Origin of the sequence: Simiduia curdlanivorans (assembly GCF_030409605.1) — a bacterium.
Lineage (GTDB): Bacteria > Pseudomonadota > Gammaproteobacteria > Pseudomonadales > Cellvibrionaceae > Simiduia > Simiduia curdlanivorans.
On sequence record NZ_JAUFQG010000004.1, the window covers coordinates 104,192 to 120,623 of the forward strand.

Below are 16,432 nucleotides of genomic sequence, written 5' to 3' on the forward strand. Positions count from 1 at the left end.
GTGTTTGATATCGGTTTTTTTGAACTATTACTGGTGGCCATTGTTGGCCTGCTAGTGATTGGCCCCGAGCGGCTGCCCGAAACGATACGCTCGGTCAGCCTTTGGATTGGCCGGCTCAAGCGCAGCATCAGCGCGACCAAAGCCGAACTGGAGCAACAGCTTGGCACCGAGGATATTCGCCGCCAACTGCACAATGAAACCATCATGCGCGAGCTAAAAGCCAGCCGCGAAGAAATTGAGCGAGTGCTAAAAGATAACTACGTCGAGCCAGTGGAGCTGCCTGATCACGCCCACATGGATGAGCCAGACACCCACCCAAGCGCTACACCAGACAATCAGCAAGACCAACCGGCGAGCGAAGCAAACGGAAAGGCCAACGAGAACAAAGCGCCCACTACAGACGTACAAAAAAACAATGACTGACCAACCGCTACCGCTGGTACAACACCTGATTGAATTACGCGATCGACTCTTGCGCATGATTCTGGCGGTGCTTATTATTTTTTGCGGCCTATTCTACTTCGCCAACGAGATCTACACCTTCGTCGCGGCGCCATTGCAAAAATTTCTGCCGCCCAACGCCAGCATGATCGCCACCGATGTCACCTCGCCGTTTTTTACCCCTTTTAAACTGACTCTATTTACCTCTGTCGTCGCCGCCATGCCCTACTTACTCTTCCAGTTGTGGGGGTTTATCGCGCCGGCGCTATATAAACATGAAAAGCGCTTCGCCTTCCCATTGCTCTGCTCGAGTGTGACGCTTTTTTACGGCGGTATGGCCTTCGCCTACTTCATTGTCTTCCCGCTGGTGTTTGGTTTTTTTACCAGTGTCGGGCCAGAGGGCGTGACGGTGATGACCGACATCAGCCTATACCTAAATTTTGTCCTCAAACTCTTTTTTGCCTTTGGCCTCGCCTTTCAGATACCTGTGGCCACAGTACTCATGATTGCCATGGGCCTAACCACCTCGGCATCGCTCGCCAACAAGAGACCCTACATTGTGGTGGGTTGTTTTGTGATCGGCATGTTACTAACGCCACCAGACATTATTTCTCAAAGTCTATTGGCTATCCCCATGTGGCTGCTTTTCGAAACGGGCGTGCTTGTGGGGCGACTCGTAGAAAAGCCTGAAGACAAAGAAGTCACCCCCTAAGAAAGTTCATGCTTATAGCCGCCTAACGCGCCTAGATCCTGCACTTAGGACTGACCCAGTTCACCTAAAAGAATAAAAATGAGTAAAAATCAACACTTTGGCAGAGGAAACACCGAAATAGTCTTGATCTACCCTAACAAAAATAAAATATCCGTGTAGAATCAGTTTATCTGTGCTTTGAGAAGTATTGGCTCTGACAAGTTTACTTGTGATCCACCGGCGCAGGAAAGGCGTCCGCTTTTGCTCACTAGCAGTACCAGCGGACAGGTTTTAAGGCTCCGCCGTTGGGGCAATTGCAAAAGAAATGGAAGAACTATGTCTGATCAGGTTGAAGGCACTGTAAAGTGGTTTAACGACGAAAAGGGTTTTGGCTTTATTGAACAAGAAGGCGGCAAGGATGTGTTCGTACATTTCAGCGCCATCAGCGGCAATGGTCGTAAAACTCTGCGCGACGGCCAAAAGGTCACTATGACCGTGACTCAAGGTCAAAAAGGCCCACAGGCCGAAAACGTTAATCCTCTGTGATTGATGTTAATTAAAAAAGGGCGCTTAGCGCCCTTTTTTTATAATCGCAATTTATATCTACTAGCTCGCGCCAAGCGCCACTAACACCACACCCGCCACCGCAAACCAAACCGCATCGCGCGCCTTGTCCCAGGCAAAGCAGGCATAAATGTAAGACAAGGGCGGCAGAAACAAGGTTGTCAGGCCCCAAGAAAAGTCATCGTCAAACGAGATCTGCAACAATAAAAACCAACTCACAGCCAACAGCACAAAGCCAAACATCATCATCGCGGAAGATAAAGGGTCCATCGTTAAATCCTCTTTTTTATTGTGGTAATAACTTACCAGTTGCGCGCCCGCATGCAAAGCCAGCGAGCTTAGTGGGTGTGGCTAGACGGCTTGTCCGGATAAGCATCTCGAATCGCCAACACCTGGTCAATGATGGTCAAAAACTCCTGCACCACCTTGGGATCAAATTGACTGCCGGAATTTTCTTGTAAATAAGTAATCGTTTTCGAAACAGACCAAGGCACCTTGTAAGGCCGAGTCGAGGTGAGCGCATCGAACACATCGCATACGCTGACAATACGAGTGTACAAGGGTATTTCTTCGCCTTTCAATCCCTGGGGGTAGCCCTGCCCATCCCAGCGCTCGTGATGGGTTTTTGCGATCATCGCGGCCACTTCCATCAACTTGGAATCATAACTGCCCAAAATTTCGGCGCCCACCTCAGTGTGGGATTTCATCTTGGTCCACTCTTTGTTGTCCAGCTTACCTGGTTTTAGCAGCACCTCATCGGGGATCGCAATTTTGCCAATATCGTGCATGGGGCTGGCATGCAGAATAATTTCACACTCATCCTCGCTCAAACCCATTTGCCGCGCCAGCATGGCCGAGGCATGGCTCATGCGCACCACGTGCATACCGGTTTGATTATCGCGATACTCCGCCGCTTTACCTAAGCATTCAATCAGTTTTATCTGCGCCTGATAGAGTTGCCGGGTGCGCTCGTGCACTTTTTGCTCCAAGTGCTCATTTGCTTCGAGTACTTGTTTATGCAGCATGCGCACCTCCACCAAATTGCGCACCCGAAACAGCACTTCCACCCTTTCAAAGGGCTTGCTAATAAAGTCCTTTGCGCCTGAGCTCAAGGCTTGATGCCGGGTTTCTGCCGTGTGGTCAGCGGTTAAAATTAAGATAGGCAGGTAGTCATCCGGATTGTCTTCGCGCAGTTGCGCCATGACTTGAAAGCCATTTAGGTCAGGCATATGTACATCGAGCAATATTGCATCGAAATGGTGTTGTTGATACAGCTCGCGCACCTGCTTGGCATCGGTGGTGGTACTGATATTGGTGAAGCCGTCCTGGCGTAAAATCTTTTCCACGATAACAATGTTTACCGCATTGTCATCGACGATCAGAATACTTCCATCGTGTACTTGTGTCATTTTTACGCTAACCACCCTACTCTTTTTGTTTTTTATAGCTGGGGAAATCTACCCTACTTCCTAGTTAACGCCCGACAAGGTTTGAGGTTTAACTCTTCAACTAACTCTTACAGCAACCCTGCCATCAACTTTGCAACATAAACGTCACTGGGCCGTCATTGGTTAAACTCACTTGCATATCGGCACCAAATTGACCAGCGGCCACCGTCGCGTGCCGAGCCTGTAACCATTGCAAACAGTGCTCATACAGCGCCTTGGCAGCCTCGGGTGCCGCCGCCGACGAGAAGCCCGGCCGCAAACCTTTTTTCGTATCGGCGGCCAAGGTAAATTGTGACACCAATAAAATACCGCCATCGATATCAGTCACACTTAAATTCATTTTCCCTTCACTGTCACTGAAAACCCGATAATTCAGTAACTTCTCTAACAACTTTGCGGCGACACTCTCGTCATCTGATTTTTCGACCCCCAACAACACCAGTAGCCCTTGATTTATGGCGCCAATCGTTTCGCCATCCACGGCAACTGAAGCCTGCGTTACCCGTTGAATTAAAGCCTTCACCCTAGATCTCACTGTCACATAAATGCGCCATATTAGCGCAGTCTAGGTTTCAACCACAGCTCAGCCGCAATCCAATGGCATGGCACCACAGCAATCGGCGATCTCGGACTGGGCTTTTACGATTGCATCCACCATGGGCGCCTCGCGCATGGAATGGCCAGCCTCGCGCACTATGTGCAGTTTCAGATCTGGCAGTACGTCTTGCAGCGCCAATACCTGTGCAATCGGCGCCACCATATCAAAGCGGCCATGCACGCACGTGGTCGCAATATCAGCAACGGCTGCAAGGCTTTGTATACCGAGATCGTGCTCACAATCCCATTGCCGCATCATAAACGCCGTTTGCAAAGTCGCTTGAGCTAACACCACCGGCGGCTCTAGGTACTCCTTTTGCAGCTCGCCCTGGGGCTTTAATCCAGCGCAATGGGCGAGCCAATGCGCCCACTGCCTCGCCACGGCCATACGCTCCAACTCATTGCCCTGGCTCAACAGCTCATGGGCGCGAGCCACCAGTGCTTTGCCCGACACGCCAGCGGCCACACCTAAGGCTTTACACAACTGGCGATACGCTTCTGGAAATACCTGCGGGGCTCCCTGCTCAAATTGCCAATCCAGCTCCTGAGCTGAACCTAAGCTGGTGCCAATCAAGAGTAGTGCGCGCACCGACGTGGGTGCAGCAATGGCCATCGTTAGGGCCACTAGACCGCCCCATCCGGCGCCGGCGATCACCCAGCGATCAATACCCAACTGAGTTTGCAAGGCCAATAGATCGTCGCAAACCGCTTGTCGATTGTTACCGGTGAGGGACAAGTGCGGCTGAGACCGCCCGCAACCGCGCTGGTCGGGTAAAATGAGGTGATAGCGGTTCGGGTCAAACAAGCGCCGGTCGGCGCGGTGGCAGCCAAGCCCTGGGCCATCGTGCAAGTAAAGCAACGCAATGCCATTGGGCTGGCCCGCTTGCTCCACATACATACTCTGCCCATTAATGGACCAATGGCCACGGGCAAAGGGCCGAATTTCTGGATAGGCCTGGCGCATCTACTTACTTGGCCCCGGGGCGAAAGACACCGCCGCGCATAATGATGCGGCCGTAGCCTGTGGCCGAATCGTAAACCACATGCGCCCAGGTGGCATCGCCCGCCGCGTGCCAAAAAATAGGTTTCTTGGCGCGAATAAGTGCTGCGTATTCGGCCTCGGGCACGATGATGATGTCGTTGGTTGCGTCGTAATAGTCTTCCACTGGCTCCCAGGCCGGCAGGTCAGCCGTGGTGCGAATAAACCCATCGCGAATGACCTTTTCAACAAAAAAGGTCACCAGCGGCTGAAGATCTGGTTCATAAATGATAAAGGGAAGGTGATCGATCAAGATGCCCTCGTAAAGGTAGACCTCTCGATCGTGCTTATCTTTAATGCGAAGTGTAACGGTGGCCTCGCTACAAGGGTTGCCCACAACGCTCACCGTCAATTTATCCTGCACCTCCTGACTCACGAAGGCGACCGGCGCCTCCCGCTTCACGTCGCAGCCAGTCGGGTGCTGAGCAAGGGCGAGAGGCGCCATTGCGACAAGCCAGATTAGCGTCAATTTGACCCACATAATTGTACCTACCACATATAATCAGTCATCCTGTCAGTGTAGACGACAGATCAACCCGCCAAGCTACATGGCCTAAGTTTTAATCGGTCAAAAGGAAATGAAGGAATGGAAAACAAACGCTGCGAATGGTGTCATGGCGACGAGCTCTATCACCGCTATCACGACGAAGAGTGGGGCGTGCCGCTGTTTGACGAGCAGCGATTGTTTGAGTTTTTACTGCTTGAAGGCGCGCAAGCGGGCCTAAGCTGGATCACCGTGTTACGCAAACGCGAGAACTACCGTCTCGCTTACGATAACTTCGACCCCAACAAGCTGGCACGCTATTCCCAATCCAAGATAGACAAGCTATTGCAAAACCCTGGCATCATTCGCAACAAGCTCAAGGTCAACAGCGCCGTGCGCAACGCCAAGGCCTGGCTGGCGCTGAAAGATCAAGGTGTCGATCTGGTGGATTACTTTTGGCGCTTCGTGGATGGCAAACCCATTCAAAGCAACTTAAAGAAAATGTCTGATATCCCTGCATCGAACGCAATTTCAGACGCGCTGGCGAAACAATTGAAGAAAGATGGCTTCAACTTCGTCGGCAGCACCATTTGCTACGCCCATATGCAAGCTACCGGCATGATTAACGACCATATCCTTAGTTGCCCACGGCATAGGGCCTGTGTCGAGCTCAGTAAAAAGTTGTAAAGGAGGCTGTCGGATTTATTTACAGACCCAAAGGCGCAATATGTGGGGGCAAAGGAAGTTTACCCCACTGGCGCCTTAATCATTTTGTCGGGAAATTTTACATGCCTGCGACTGATATTACCTTAAGTGGTTGAAAATATAAGCTTATTTCACTTGGCACCATCCTTGCTGTACTCAAAGCTCATCACTTCGCTACAAGTGAAGAGCTCACATCAACAAGGAAAGTCAAAGACAATGAAAAGTCTCATTAAATCAATCGCCGCGGTCATATTTGCCAGTATGTCGCTGTCCGCGTCCGCCAGCCTGTTGGACGTATGGTCGGGCTGGACGGTTATGACCGTTACCAATGGCGATACCGATACGCTTAACGAAAACTATGTAAACCCCGGCTACGGCGGCCAAGCCTTCGACGCTGAATACTTACTTTACAAGTACGATGCCAGCACAGGCACACTTTCATTCGGCTTACAAACAGGTTTCGATATTTTAGACGGGCACTACCGCACCGACGGTAAAGACTACTATAACGGCGACCTAGCCTTATCGTTTGACGGCGATAAAAGCACCTACGAATATGCGATTGATTTTGGCAATCTCACTAAGACCTACCACAACGGCGTTAACTCAAGCTATAACCCGCAAAACATTGGTCAGGATGCCGCTGGCTTGTACGCGGTAGATACTTGGAACAACGACATTGCCTTTGACAGATCAAGCCCCTTTGCGATGAGCAGCGGTGCATTTCTAACCGGCGGGTTAATGAACGAAGGCTCTGGCAGTGGCGCAGACTTAGCAACGTCTTACTACAACATGTTCAGCTTTAATGTTGGTGCTTTGGGCTTAAGCTCTAGCTTCCTAAACATGGACGCCCACTGGACAATGTCTTGTGGTAACGACGTAATTGAAGCACATGCAGAAGTTGATGTGCCTGAACCCGCTCCTTTTGCATTGCTCGGCTTAGGTCTTCTCGGCTTAGCAATAGCGCGTAAAAGACTTAGCAAGTAGACAAGGTAAAAAATAAAAAAGGCGCCTTATTTGGCGCCTTTTTTATGCCAAAAAAAATATTTCAGGCTAGGCTAAAGCAAGGCTAATAGGTCATCTATGGTGATAGCCTCGGATACCGCGTCGGCTAATCGGTTTAATTCATTTTCAACATGCTGCTCATAATTTAACGATGCCACCTTTGCCAATCCAGCCCACTGAAGCAGCAGCTGCAAGGCTTCTTCACAATGAAAAATGCCATGTAAGTAACTAACTAGAATACGTCCATCGTCCGATAGGCAGCCATCGTGTTTTATCTCGGATGTACCTTGCTCGCTTAGCGTTATAATGTGCCGCAGTAAATCAGGGCCACGAGAAACGCCGGCATGTATTTCATAGCCACTTACTTCGGCAATCTCAATAAACCCAGGCAACTGCAATTTTCCAGTAACATTGAGCAATGTTTTTCTATCGCGCAACTCGGTTTCAAAATTTAACAAACCTAAACCTTTTAAGCTCCCCGCCTCACCCTCAACCCCCATTGGATCGTGAACCCAACGTCCAAGCATTTGCAAGCCACCACAAATTCCCATCACTTTGCCACCGTACCGCAAGTGGCTGCTTAGTTGAATATCCCAACCTTGCTCTGCCATAAAGGCTAAATCAGCGCGGGTATTTTTCGTGCCCGGTAAAATAATCAAGTCTGCACCAGCCAGTGATTGACCAGGTCCGACAAACTCGAAACTCACCTGAGGATGTAAGCGCAACGGATCAAAGTCGGTGTGATTGCTGATGCGCGACCAAACCGGCACTTTAATTTTTAGGCTTCGCCCATCCTCGCCTAGTGAATTAGCGGTCAAGGCATCTTCTGCTTCAATATGTAAATTTTGTAGGTAGGGAATAACACCCAGCACCGGCTTGCCCGTGCGTTGCTCTAGCCAATCGAGCCCCGGTTGTAACAACGATAAGTCTCCGCGAAAGCGATTAATTACAAACCCAATCACACGCCGCTGCTCAGATTTGGAGAGTAGCGCCAAGGTGCCGACTAAATGCGCAAACACCCCACCCTTATCGATATCGGCAATAATAATCACGGGGCAATCTACCGCCTCAGCAAAACCCATGTTGGCAATGTCGCCGTCGCGTAAATTAATTTCGGCTGGGCTGCCGGCTCCCTCCACCACAATAAAATCATACTGCGAGCTTAATCGCTGGTAAGACTCTATTACCGCGGCCATAGCCACTTTTTTGTAGTCGTGAAAACTGGCCGCTTCCATATCGGACAAGGCCCTGCCCTGCACAACAACCTGCGCACCGGTATCGCTACTGGGCTTCAACAGTATGGGGTTCATATCCGAGTGTGGCGCAATACCGCAAGCCTGTGCTTGCACCGCCTGCCCTCTGCCGATTTCACCGCCATCAACAGTTACCGCAGAATTTAACGCCATATTTTGCGGCTTAAACGGCGCTACGCTAAAGCCCCTACGCGCTAATATTCTGCCCAGCGCCGCCACCAATGTAGTTTTACCCGCATCAGAGGTAGTGCCCTGCACCATCAATGTTTTACTCATGAGCACTCAACTTTAATATTCACCCCCACTACTGCGCGTCCCGCGCCCGCGACATACTGTACATAAAAAAGCCGGCAATAATCACCGGCTTTTCCTGTCAGCTGTGAACTGCTAACTCACATAAAATTATCGAACCACATTGCCATCGGCATCCAGTACCTTAATGTCACCCAATTTTAACGAACTAACGCCCGCTTCAATTTTGGCTAAATCACCAACAATTACCCACACCAATTTTTCCGGTGTGATGGCCTGTGCGGCTGAGCGAACTTGATCGATGGTCAATGCCTGCACGCGATCGGCGTAAGTTATTACGTAGTCATCGGGGCGATCAAAGCGCACTTGGCCAGTCATCGCGCCTAACACGGCATTCATGGTTTCATAACTGCCCGGTAACTTCGCCACTTCATTTAACTGGTAGCGATGTAACTCATCGGCTTGCGCTGGCTTTTTACCTAAATAGTCCGTTAGTTCTTTTTGTACTTCGGCAATTGCCTCTTTAGTTTTATCCGTTTGCACGGGCGCGTAAGCCATTAAGGGCTGTTGCGCTGCAGCATCCACAATAAACGTATAGGCACCGTAGGCCCAATGCTTATCTTCGCGCAAATTCATATTTAGGCGCGCGGTAAAAGCGCCGCCTAAAATAGTGTTGGCCATATCGACCGCCAAATTCGCGCTGTCTTTAGCCGAGGGAATTAGCTGGCCGGCTAAAATCACCGTCTGCTGCGCGCCGGGCTTATCAATAAGGTAAACACTCGAATTAGGTTGCTCTACAACTTGGTGCAACTGTTTCACCCCCTTGTCAGCTTTTGGCGCCTTCCATTTACCAAAGGCGCGCTCCAGCTCAGGCTTCAAATCGTCCAGCGACATGGCGCCCACCACAACGAGCGTCGCGTTATCGGGTCGAATCCAGCGCTCGTGATAAGCGCGCATATCGGCAATTGAAATATCCGCAACACTGGCTTCAGTGCCCGAACCCGTTAACGGAATACCGTAGGCGTGATCATTGCCGTATAACAGTGGCGGCAATGTTCGCAGCGCCATAGACACAGGCTGGGATTTCTCCTGGCCGATACCAGCGATAGTCAGCGCGCGCTTGCGCTCCACATCTTCAGCGCGAAAGGCCGGGTTTTGCACAATATCGGAAAAGATATCGAGGGTTTTTCTAAGGTTGCTCGACAGCGCCGATACACTAAAGCTGGTGCTGTCAACATCGCTATTAACGCCCCACACCGCCCCTAAGCCCTCTAGTTCGGCAGAAATTTCAAGTGCGTCGCGTTTCTCAGTACCCTCTAACATAACGCTGCTGGCAAATTTATTAATGCCTAATTTGCTACCGAAGTCGGCGGCATAACCGGCATCGAACATCATCGCCAAATTGACTTGCGGCACGGTATCGCGCCGAGCAAACACCACCTTTAAACCATTGCTCAACTCGGTGCGCTCGATCGCCGGAAAACTCAATGGGGGTACCGCACCAGTGTCGGGGATCTTGCTTCTATCGGCATCGGTGCTCGCGGCATTTAAGCTTGGGAAAGGCGTTATTTCCAACACCAAATCACCCGAGCTTAACCAGCGGTTCGCCACCTTGGTGACCTGCTTGGTGTCCACCTCTTCCATGGTCAACAAGCTCTTTTTGAAGGCGCCTGGGTCACCCATATAAACCGCATTAGAGGCGAGAATATCCGACTTGCCGCCCCAGCCACCAACTTTTTCGGCGCCGCGCACGAAGCCGGCAAACAGGCTAGTGCGCACACGCTCCAACTCTTTTTTATCCGGGCCCTTTTTCAAAAATAGGGCGATTTCTTCGTCTATCACTTGTTCGATTTGCGCCAATTCAACGCCGGGTTTGGCGTCGGCCGTGATGGTAAATAGACTGGCCAACTCAAAGGGGAAATAAGCCACATTGACGCTAGTGGCAATTTGATCTTCGTGTACTAAGCGCTTGTACAAACGCGAATTTTTTCCGCCTGCTAAAAGCTCGGCAACAATTTGTAAAACATCGCTATCGGTGCTGGCAAGCTCTGCCGTATTCCAAGATTTATACAAACGCGCCTGAGGTACACGATCTTGGGTTTTAACGCGTTTTTGCTCAGTGCGTTTCGCAATCCAGGTTTTCTGACGCACCAGCGGCTCACCGGGTGCCACAAAACCGAAATATTTTTGCATTTTCGCTTTGGCAGTTTCGACGTCGATATCGCCGGCTAAAACCACCACCGCGTTGGAGGCGCCATAGTATTCATGGAACCAGGCCTTAACATCCTCGAGTGACGCGGCATTGAGATCGGCCATGGAGCCAATAGTACTCCAGGAATAGGGGTGGCCTTGGGGAAAGGCGGCTGCCTGTAAAATATCCCAAGCCTTGCCATAGGGCTGATTATCACCTTGGCGCTTTTCGTTTTGTACGACACCGCGCTGTTCATCTAACGTTTTTTGATCGATAGCACCGAGCATGTGCCCCATGCGATCAGACTCCATCCACAGCGCCATATCCAGCGCAGGCGTAGGCACAGTTTCAAAATAATTTGTGCGGTCGAGCCAAGTGGTGCCATTCATATTGGTGGCGCCGGCCTTTTCAAAGGGCTCAAAAAATTCACCCGGCGCATTTTCGCTGCCATTGAACATCAAGTGTTCGAATAGGTGCGCGAAGCCCGTTTTACCGACCTTTTCATCCTTGGAGCCCACGTGATACCAGACGTTAACCGCCACCACGGGCGCCTTCCGGTCCGTATGCACAACCACGCGCAAACCGTTATCTAAGGTAAAGGTGTCGTAGGGGATTTGCACAGAATCGGTGAGGGGACCAGCGTTAACGGCCGAGGCCAATACAAGACAGGCCGCAGCCAAGGGCTTTTTCAGCATGGGTAAACTCCATTTATTAACAGGTAGCTGCACCGCAAAGAGCGGTGTAAATGCAGCAGATTACCGCACTGACCCAAGTAAGCAAGCCTATCAAACCCAGAAATGCGAGCATTCATCGCAGATCAACAGAGACAAAGTGCCTCACCCTCAAACCCCTTTTCTTGCCTTCTGGCCTGTAGCCTGCGGGGGCCGGCCATGCAGCTTACGGCTTGCGGCTTGCGGCTTGCGGCTTGCGGCTTGCGGCTTGCGGCTTGCGGCTTGCGGCTTGCGGCTTGCGGCTTGCGGCTTGCGGCTTGCGGCTTGCGGCTTGCGGCTTGCGGCTTGCGGCTTGCGGCTTGCGGCTTGCGGCTTGCGGCTTGCGGCCAATAATCCTCTGCCGCACGCCCAGTAACCTGCAACCTCCTTTCGCCTAGCAGCACCAACTTTTGGTCCTTTAAGCTGCCCCCCCTACCACTCAATCCCTTTTTGCGCCGCCACACCGGCGTGAAAGGCGTGCTTAATCGCTTTCACTTCGCTGAAGGTATCAGCTAGGTCCTGTAAATATTGCTTGGCGCCGCGGCCGGTGATAATCACGCTTTGATCTTTCGGCCGGGCTTTAATCGCCTCGATAATCACATTTTTATCGAGATACTTGTAATTCAACATGTAGGTGAGTTCATCAAACACCACCAAGCGCACCTCGGGGTCGCTCAATAAGTGCTTGCAGCTAGCCCAACACTGCTCTGCCGCGCGCTTGTCTTGCTCGGCGTCTTGCGTCTCCCATGTAAAGCCCGTGCCCATCACATGAAATTCAACATTCGGGAGCTTTTCTAAAATATTCCGCTCACCGCAGGCCCAGGTGCCTTTAATAAACTGAACAATACCCACATTAAAACCATGGCCCGCAGCGCGAACGGCCGTGCCGAAAGCAGAAGAGCTTTTGCCCTTGCCATCGCCGGTGAGCACGATCACCACGCCGCGCTCTTCTGTTGCGCGGGCCACAGCGGCGTCCACCAAGCGCTTGCGCTGAGCCATACGCTCTTTATGTTTAGTGGCTTTTTCATCTGTCATTTTATTTACCTTAATTTCCACGTTAGCCATGGCGATCACTATACCGAACTGATCGCTTGGCCGCTGAAATTAAGGTTTAAGTACATCCAGCGTTAGGTAATAGCTATACATGACTTTGGCTATCGTCTTATCGCTCGACGCGGTTTCAACACCGGCTTCAAGCAGGTAGCGCCCAGCGCCCTGCCATTCAACACTGACCTTGCCATCGCCATCAGTTGTGTAGGTTTTTTCCGCTTGCTGATCGCGGTAGCGCGTGCCCTCGGGTAATAGGGTTAGCGTTAAGTTTTTGGCCGGCTTACCGTCCATCAAAAATTGAAACCGCGCAGGTTCGTCAGCATAGAGTGCATTAGGATGGTCAATAATTTGCAAGCTAATACCTGGCTCTGGCTGTTCAGGCTTCACAATCGACGGCTGCCCTAAGGTTACATAGGTTTCTATGCGAGAAACCGATGCCATGTACTTCACATCCTTTGCATCTTCAGGCAACTCGCGGGCTAATTTATCCCGCGGCCCTCGTGCACGCTTAACCTCTTTACTGCCCGGCACCGTGTATGCGACAAAGTACATCGGCTCACCACCACTCATAATACGGTAGCTACCCTGCTCTTTTATGTGAACCTCAAAACTCGAGCGGCGCTTGCTCTGTATTGGGTTGCCTAACGCTTCTGCTTTGCCAGAGGGTGAGAGCACGGAAATATCATCCAGCGGCATGCCCTTGTCCACGTAAAACACATTATTTGACGCGGTGTAGTCCACACTTACCCACTCGGCATCGCTCAATGAAAAGTCGGTGGGCAAAAGCCAACGCTTGTGCGCCTGAGCGCTGCCAACAGCGCAACATAACGCAATAGAAACCAATACCTTTAAGGCATTTTTTGAACGGTTAGACAGTAAAGCTCGCATGAAATGAACTCCTCGACATTTGAGTTTCAACTAGGATGAATGAAATTTCGGGTTTTACGGTGCAACTGAAAAAGAAACTTGCCCTAACTCTGAGCGACCTTGCTCAGTGTGAGTCCACGATTGCCCCTGCCAATGCAAGGGCACCTTGATATGCTCGCGCCCCCCCACTTCACGCACGGCTTCAATATTCAAGGTGTAATTACCAGAGGGAAGATCGACAACCTTACGTTCCTGATACATGCCTGGCTTACGGGTCGCGCCCGACACACCATCAATCGGGAAAGCCAAAGTACTCCCCCCCCGTCGCCACCAACTGCGTAAGTCCCGGAACCACTTTTCCTGTTCAACCCAAACTAGAATCTGGGCGTGCGGTTCGCGCCTATCGGTCTCAACCCACACGGCTACATAGGGGCGATGGTATTCAGCCGTATCAATTTTTGGTATCTCAAACTCAACCTCGAGTTGCGCCGACCAAGCGACAGTAGAAAAAACAAATAAAAAACAGGTGAAAAAATATTTAGTCATGGCACAAATACCCAGAACAACAACACAGGAAGTGCAGCACCTAAAAGCACAAGCGGCCAAGTGGATGCACGTTTTTTTGCGTAAACAAACAATAAAAATAAGCCGGTAAGAGAGAAAAAAATGCACACTATTGCGGCCACATCGATAAACAATAACCAAGCACTACCCGCATGCCGACCTTTATGCAAATCGTTGATTAGGGCAACAGCGCCATCATCTACTTGCTCCAATGTCATGACACCACTGGTTAGGTCCAGCAGCACAGTTGAGATACCGCCAGGACGCTGATAATCCAGCACCCATTCCACATCGTCGCGCTCAATGTTGCGCGGCACAGGGAGATGCCAAGCATGATTAATGGCCTTGGCCACTGCAGCCAACTGATCTGTTTCACTGGCCTGGTTAAACTCCGCCAGCCAAATATCCGGCTGCTGAATAACACTTACCTCTACTTTCGGCGCGGCTTTAAACCAATCAGGGTGATTGAGCGTGATGCCCGTTACCGAGAAAAATAATAAGCTGGCCAAACCCAAGGCAGAGCTAATCCAATGGGTAGTTCGACTAATTTTTGAAAAGGTTGGATTCATAATAAAAATGAGCGCTGAACTAGCGCTCGAAGGAGCGACCTAAAAGCTAAAATTCGTAAGATGCGGTTAATTTGAAATTTCTACCCGGTTCGTAGTCATTTAATATTAACTCACCAAATACCGGATGCACTGTATCGCCAACGCGCGAGGCGTGAGAGGTGTATTGTTCGTTAAACACATTGTCCACACCGGCAATCAGGGCCAAGCCCTGTATCGCTGCTGGCTGCCACTGAGCAGAAAAATTATGGACGTCGTAGGCCGGTTTTTCCTGTGTCTTTTCCTCTGCATGCCACTGGGAATTCCACGATAAATCGACGTCGGCAAGCCTGTAACTAAAGGCCAAACCGAAACTATCACCCACTTCTCTATCGAGACTATTGGTTGCACTCGTATCGTGCGTGTCACTACGCGAGCGAGCAAAGGTGAACAGTGCGGTAAACTCTTCCAGCTGATAGTTAGCGCTAAACTCGCCACCGGTAATACCCACATCGCCTAAGTTGACATCTTGCAGGCTTGAGTAACTGATGTAGTTTTCAATCTCGGTTTGGAAAAGATTAAAACCGGTCGTAAACTCATCTGCGCCTAAAAAATTATCTTGCGAAAAACGCACGCCCACTTGGTCATTGCGCGCAGTTTCAGGCTTCAGCGCAGGATTGGGAGTTTTGCCATAGCCAGCGCCGACCAACACTTCAGTTAATTCCGGTGCCTTAAACACTTCCGTAGAGCTGGCCAGTAGTTGCCAGCTGTCGGTGACAAACCATTCAGCCGCCAGTGCAAAACTGGTATCGCTAAAATCTTCTTCAACGGATACCGCATCCATAGTAACCTGATCGTAGCGCACACCGGGTGTCACAAAGAATGTGTCGGTAAGGCTTAAACGGTCTTGAATATAAATCGCATCGAGCCGCTGCTCTTCGCCACCTAACCTCACGCCACCAGTTATGTATTCCGTGGTGTAGGTATTGCTCTCTAGGCCCGCACTCAGCAAATGCTCTACACCGGCGCTAAAAGGCAACTGGGTCAGAAAGGTAACACCCGTATTTTCCGCGCTGCCTTCGGTAATCACACTGAGATTGTCTCGTTCGAGATCGTAACTATTGCTGTACAGGTTCGCCGATAGCATCAGCTCATTTTGCAATTCACCCTGATAACCTAAGTTCCACGTTTCGCGACCAAACTCTGTGGGGTAGAGCGTGGCACCGGAAATAGCGGCATTCGTTGCCACGCCCATATCGGGGCGCGGCGTGTAATCACCTTTATCTTGATACTTGTCAAAACTCAGCGTCAGGCGATGGTCCTGGTTAATATTCCAGCCGGCTTTAACTAAGCCATTATTCTGCACACCGTCATTGCCGAGAATTTCAGTGCCATCGCCATCTTCGAAATTATCGCGGTCATTCTGATTCACATAAGCCAATAAATCGACACTGTCGCTCAGCTGACCGTAGGCGGTGAAGGAGCCCGACAAGGAAGCGTTGGAGTTATAACCTAACTGCACTCGCGAGCCGAAGCGCTCGCCCTGCAATAAATCTTGGGCCGATTTGGTTTCAAACCTAACTGCGCCACCTAGGGCACCCGTCAATACCGAATTGGCACCCACATCGATATCCACTGAGCGTAAAATATCCGGGTTAATTAACAGGTTTCCCATGTGGTGAAACATATAATTGGTTTGCTTTGCACCGTCGATTGTGACGTTGAGATTGCGATCGTCTAGGCCGCGAATGTTGATGCGCTGGTTAACTGAATGGGTACCGCCAATGTCCACACCGGGGATATCGCGCATTAACTCACTTAAGTGATCTGCCTGCTTGGTGGCAATTTGATTTTCACCGAGGAAAACCGAAGAGCTTTTGACCTGAGTTGCCCACACCTGCACGGTTTCAATCGAAGTACTAGCGGCGGCAGCCGGCTCTTGCTCTACATCAACATCCACTGTACCTGCAGCTAACACCGACTGTGCTAGCGCAAAACTTAGCAGCCCCAAACTAAACGTTTTCAT

General features: G+C 50.7%; 18 protein-coding genes. 5 read left to right on the forward strand and 13 right to left on the reverse strand.

Annotated elements, in window-relative coordinates:
- From tatB to QWY82_RS00730, 3 genes are all read left to right on the forward strand, one after another.
- Positions 1-423 (forward strand): Sec-independent protein translocase protein TatB, encoded by a 423-nt coding sequence (gene tatB / locus QWY82_RS00720; RefSeq protein ID WP_290259191.1) that lies wholly within the window; start codon positions 1-3, stop codon positions 421-423.
- Positions 416-1,153 (forward strand): twin-arginine translocase subunit TatC, encoded by a 738-nt coding sequence (gene tatC, locus QWY82_RS00725; protein ID WP_290259192.1) that lies wholly within the window; start codon positions 416-418, stop codon positions 1,151-1,153. The genes tatB and tatC overlap by 8 nt, the downstream gene beginning before the upstream one ends.
- 315 nt (positions 1,154-1,468) lie before the next feature.
- Positions 1,469-1,678, forward strand: a complete 210-nt coding sequence (locus tag QWY82_RS00730; protein WP_290259193.1) for a cold-shock protein — start codon at positions 1,469-1,471, stop codon at positions 1,676-1,678.
- A 60-nt stretch (positions 1,679-1,738) separates the two neighbouring features.
- Here QWY82_RS00730 and QWY82_RS00735 read toward each other — a convergent pair whose 3' ends face one another.
- The 5 genes from QWY82_RS00735 to QWY82_RS00755 all read right to left on the reverse strand — a co-directional run bounded on the left by QWY82_RS00735 (position 1,739) and on the right by QWY82_RS00755 (position 5,261).
- Positions 1,739-1,966, reverse strand: coding sequence for a hypothetical protein (locus QWY82_RS00735; protein ID WP_290259194.1), 228 nt, complete (start codon positions 1,964-1,966; stop codon positions 1,739-1,741).
- A gap of 68 nt (positions 1,967-2,034) precedes the next feature.
- Entirely contained in the window at positions 2,035-3,105 is a 1,071-nt protein-coding gene (locus QWY82_RS00740; protein WP_290259195.1) for an HD domain-containing phosphohydrolase, read from the reverse strand.
- A gap of 124 nt (positions 3,106-3,229) precedes the next feature.
- On the reverse strand, positions 3,230-3,667 hold the full coding sequence (dtd, locus tag QWY82_RS00745; protein ID WP_290263403.1) for a D-aminoacyl-tRNA deacylase: 438 nt from the start codon (positions 3,665-3,667) through the stop codon (positions 3,230-3,232).
- A 60-nt stretch (positions 3,668-3,727) separates the two neighbouring features.
- Positions 3,728-4,705 (reverse strand): alpha/beta fold hydrolase, encoded by a 978-nt coding sequence (locus tag QWY82_RS00750; RefSeq protein ID WP_290259196.1) that lies wholly within the window; start codon positions 4,703-4,705, stop codon positions 3,728-3,730.
- A 4-nt stretch (positions 4,706-4,709) separates the two neighbouring features.
- Positions 4,710-5,261 carry a hypothetical protein gene (locus QWY82_RS00755; protein WP_290259197.1) on the reverse strand — a complete coding sequence of 184 codons (552 nt, stop codon included), beginning with the start codon at positions 5,259-5,261 and terminating at the stop codon, positions 4,710-4,712.
- A 105-nt stretch (positions 5,262-5,366) separates the two neighbouring features.
- Between QWY82_RS00755 and QWY82_RS00760 the strand changes: the two genes are divergently transcribed.
- Positions 5,367-5,951 (forward strand): DNA-3-methyladenine glycosylase I, encoded by a 585-nt coding sequence (locus tag QWY82_RS00760; protein WP_290259198.1) that lies wholly within the window; start codon positions 5,367-5,369, stop codon positions 5,949-5,951.
- Between the two features lie 234 nt (positions 5,952-6,185).
- Entirely contained in the window at positions 6,186-6,956 is a 771-nt protein-coding gene (locus tag QWY82_RS00765; RefSeq protein ID WP_290259199.1) for a PEP-CTERM sorting domain-containing protein, read from the forward strand.
- Positions 6,957-7,027: 71 nt separating this feature from the next.
- On the opposite strand, the gene QWY82_RS00770 is transcribed toward QWY82_RS00765, so the two are convergent.
- The 8 genes from QWY82_RS00770 to QWY82_RS00805 all read right to left on the reverse strand — a co-directional run bounded on the left by QWY82_RS00770 (position 7,028) and on the right by QWY82_RS00805 (position 16,432).
- The gene (locus tag QWY82_RS00770; RefSeq protein WP_290259200.1) at positions 7,028-8,503 is read right to left on the reverse strand and encodes a cobyric acid synthase; all 1,476 of its coding nucleotides are present in this window, start codon (positions 8,501-8,503) and stop codon (positions 7,028-7,030) included.
- Between the two features lie 126 nt (positions 8,504-8,629).
- Entirely contained in the window at positions 8,630-11,365 is a 2,736-nt protein-coding gene (locus QWY82_RS00775; protein ID WP_290259201.1) for a M16 family metallopeptidase, read from the reverse strand.
- 202 nt (positions 11,366-11,567) lie between these two features.
- A complete protein-coding gene (locus QWY82_RS00780; protein ID WP_290259202.1) occupies positions 11,568-11,747 on the reverse strand; it encodes a hypothetical protein in 180 nt (59 codons plus the stop codon).
- A gap of 65 nt (positions 11,748-11,812) precedes the next feature.
- Entirely contained in the window at positions 11,813-12,415 is a 603-nt protein-coding gene (gene cobO / locus QWY82_RS00785) for a cob(I)yrinic acid a,c-diamide adenosyltransferase (RefSeq protein ID WP_290259203.1), read from the reverse strand.
- 69 nt (positions 12,416-12,484) lie between these two features.
- Entirely contained in the window at positions 12,485-13,318 is an 834-nt protein-coding gene (locus tag QWY82_RS00790) for a DUF4198 domain-containing protein (RefSeq protein WP_290259204.1), read from the reverse strand.
- A gap of 54 nt (positions 13,319-13,372) precedes the next feature.
- Positions 13,373-13,843 (reverse strand): DUF2271 domain-containing protein, encoded by a 471-nt coding sequence (locus tag QWY82_RS00795; protein WP_290259205.1) that lies wholly within the window; start codon positions 13,841-13,843, stop codon positions 13,373-13,375.
- Positions 13,840-14,430, reverse strand: a complete 591-nt coding sequence (locus tag QWY82_RS00800) for a PepSY-associated TM helix domain-containing protein (RefSeq protein WP_290259206.1) — start codon at positions 14,428-14,430, stop codon at positions 13,840-13,842. Before QWY82_RS00800 ends, QWY82_RS00795 begins: the two co-directional genes overlap by 4 nt.
- A 46-nt stretch (positions 14,431-14,476) precedes the next feature.
- Entirely contained in the window at positions 14,477-16,432 is a 1,956-nt protein-coding gene (locus tag QWY82_RS00805; protein WP_290259207.1) for a TonB-dependent receptor domain-containing protein, read from the reverse strand.

Coding starts and splice junctions, on each gene's coding strand:
- QWY82_RS00750 (WP_290259196.1), bottom strand. CDS start 4,705: ATGCGCCAGGCCTATCCAGAAATTCGGCCCTTTGCCCGTGGCCATTGG.
- QWY82_RS00765 (WP_290259199.1), top strand. CDS start 6,186: ATGAAAAGTCTCATTAAATCAATCGCCGCGGTCATATTTGCCAGTATG.
- QWY82_RS00775 (WP_290259201.1), bottom strand. CDS start 11,365: ATGCTGAAAAAGCCCTTGGCTGCGGCCTGTCTTGTATTGGCCTCGGCC.
- QWY82_RS00790 (WP_290259204.1), bottom strand. CDS start 13,318: ATGCGAGCTTTACTGTCTAACCGTTCAAAAAATGCCTTAAAGGTATTG.
- QWY82_RS00740 (WP_290259195.1), bottom strand. CDS start 3,105: ATGACACAAGTACACGATGGAAGTATTCTGATCGTCGATGACAATGCG.
- QWY82_RS00755 (WP_290259197.1), bottom strand. CDS start 5,261: ATGTGGGTCAAATTGACGCTAATCTGGCTTGTCGCAATGGCGCCTCTC.
- QWY82_RS00800 (WP_290259206.1), bottom strand. CDS start 14,430: ATGAATCCAACCTTTTCAAAAATTAGTCGAACTACCCATTGGATTAGC.
- QWY82_RS00735 (WP_290259194.1), bottom strand. CDS start 1,966: ATGGACCCTTTATCTTCCGCGATGATGATGTTTGGCTTTGTGCTGTTG.
- QWY82_RS00795 (WP_290259205.1), bottom strand. CDS start 13,843: ATGACTAAATATTTTTTCACCTGTTTTTTATTTGTTTTTTCTACTGTC.
- tatC (WP_290259192.1), top strand. CDS start 416: ATGACTGACCAACCGCTACCGCTGGTACAACACCTGATTGAATTACGC.
- QWY82_RS00805 (WP_290259207.1), bottom strand. CDS start 16,432: ATGAAAACGTTTAGTTTGGGGCTGCTAAGTTTTGCGCTAGCACAGTCG.
- QWY82_RS00730 (WP_290259193.1), top strand. CDS start 1,469: ATGTCTGATCAGGTTGAAGGCACTGTAAAGTGGTTTAACGACGAAAAG.
- QWY82_RS00770 (WP_290259200.1), bottom strand. CDS start 8,503: ATGAGTAAAACATTGATGGTGCAGGGCACTACCTCTGATGCGGGTAAA.
- cobO (WP_290259203.1), bottom strand. CDS start 12,415: ATGACAGATGAAAAAGCCACTAAACATAAAGAGCGTATGGCTCAGCGC.
- QWY82_RS00760 (WP_290259198.1), top strand. CDS start 5,367: ATGGAAAACAAACGCTGCGAATGGTGTCATGGCGACGAGCTCTATCAC.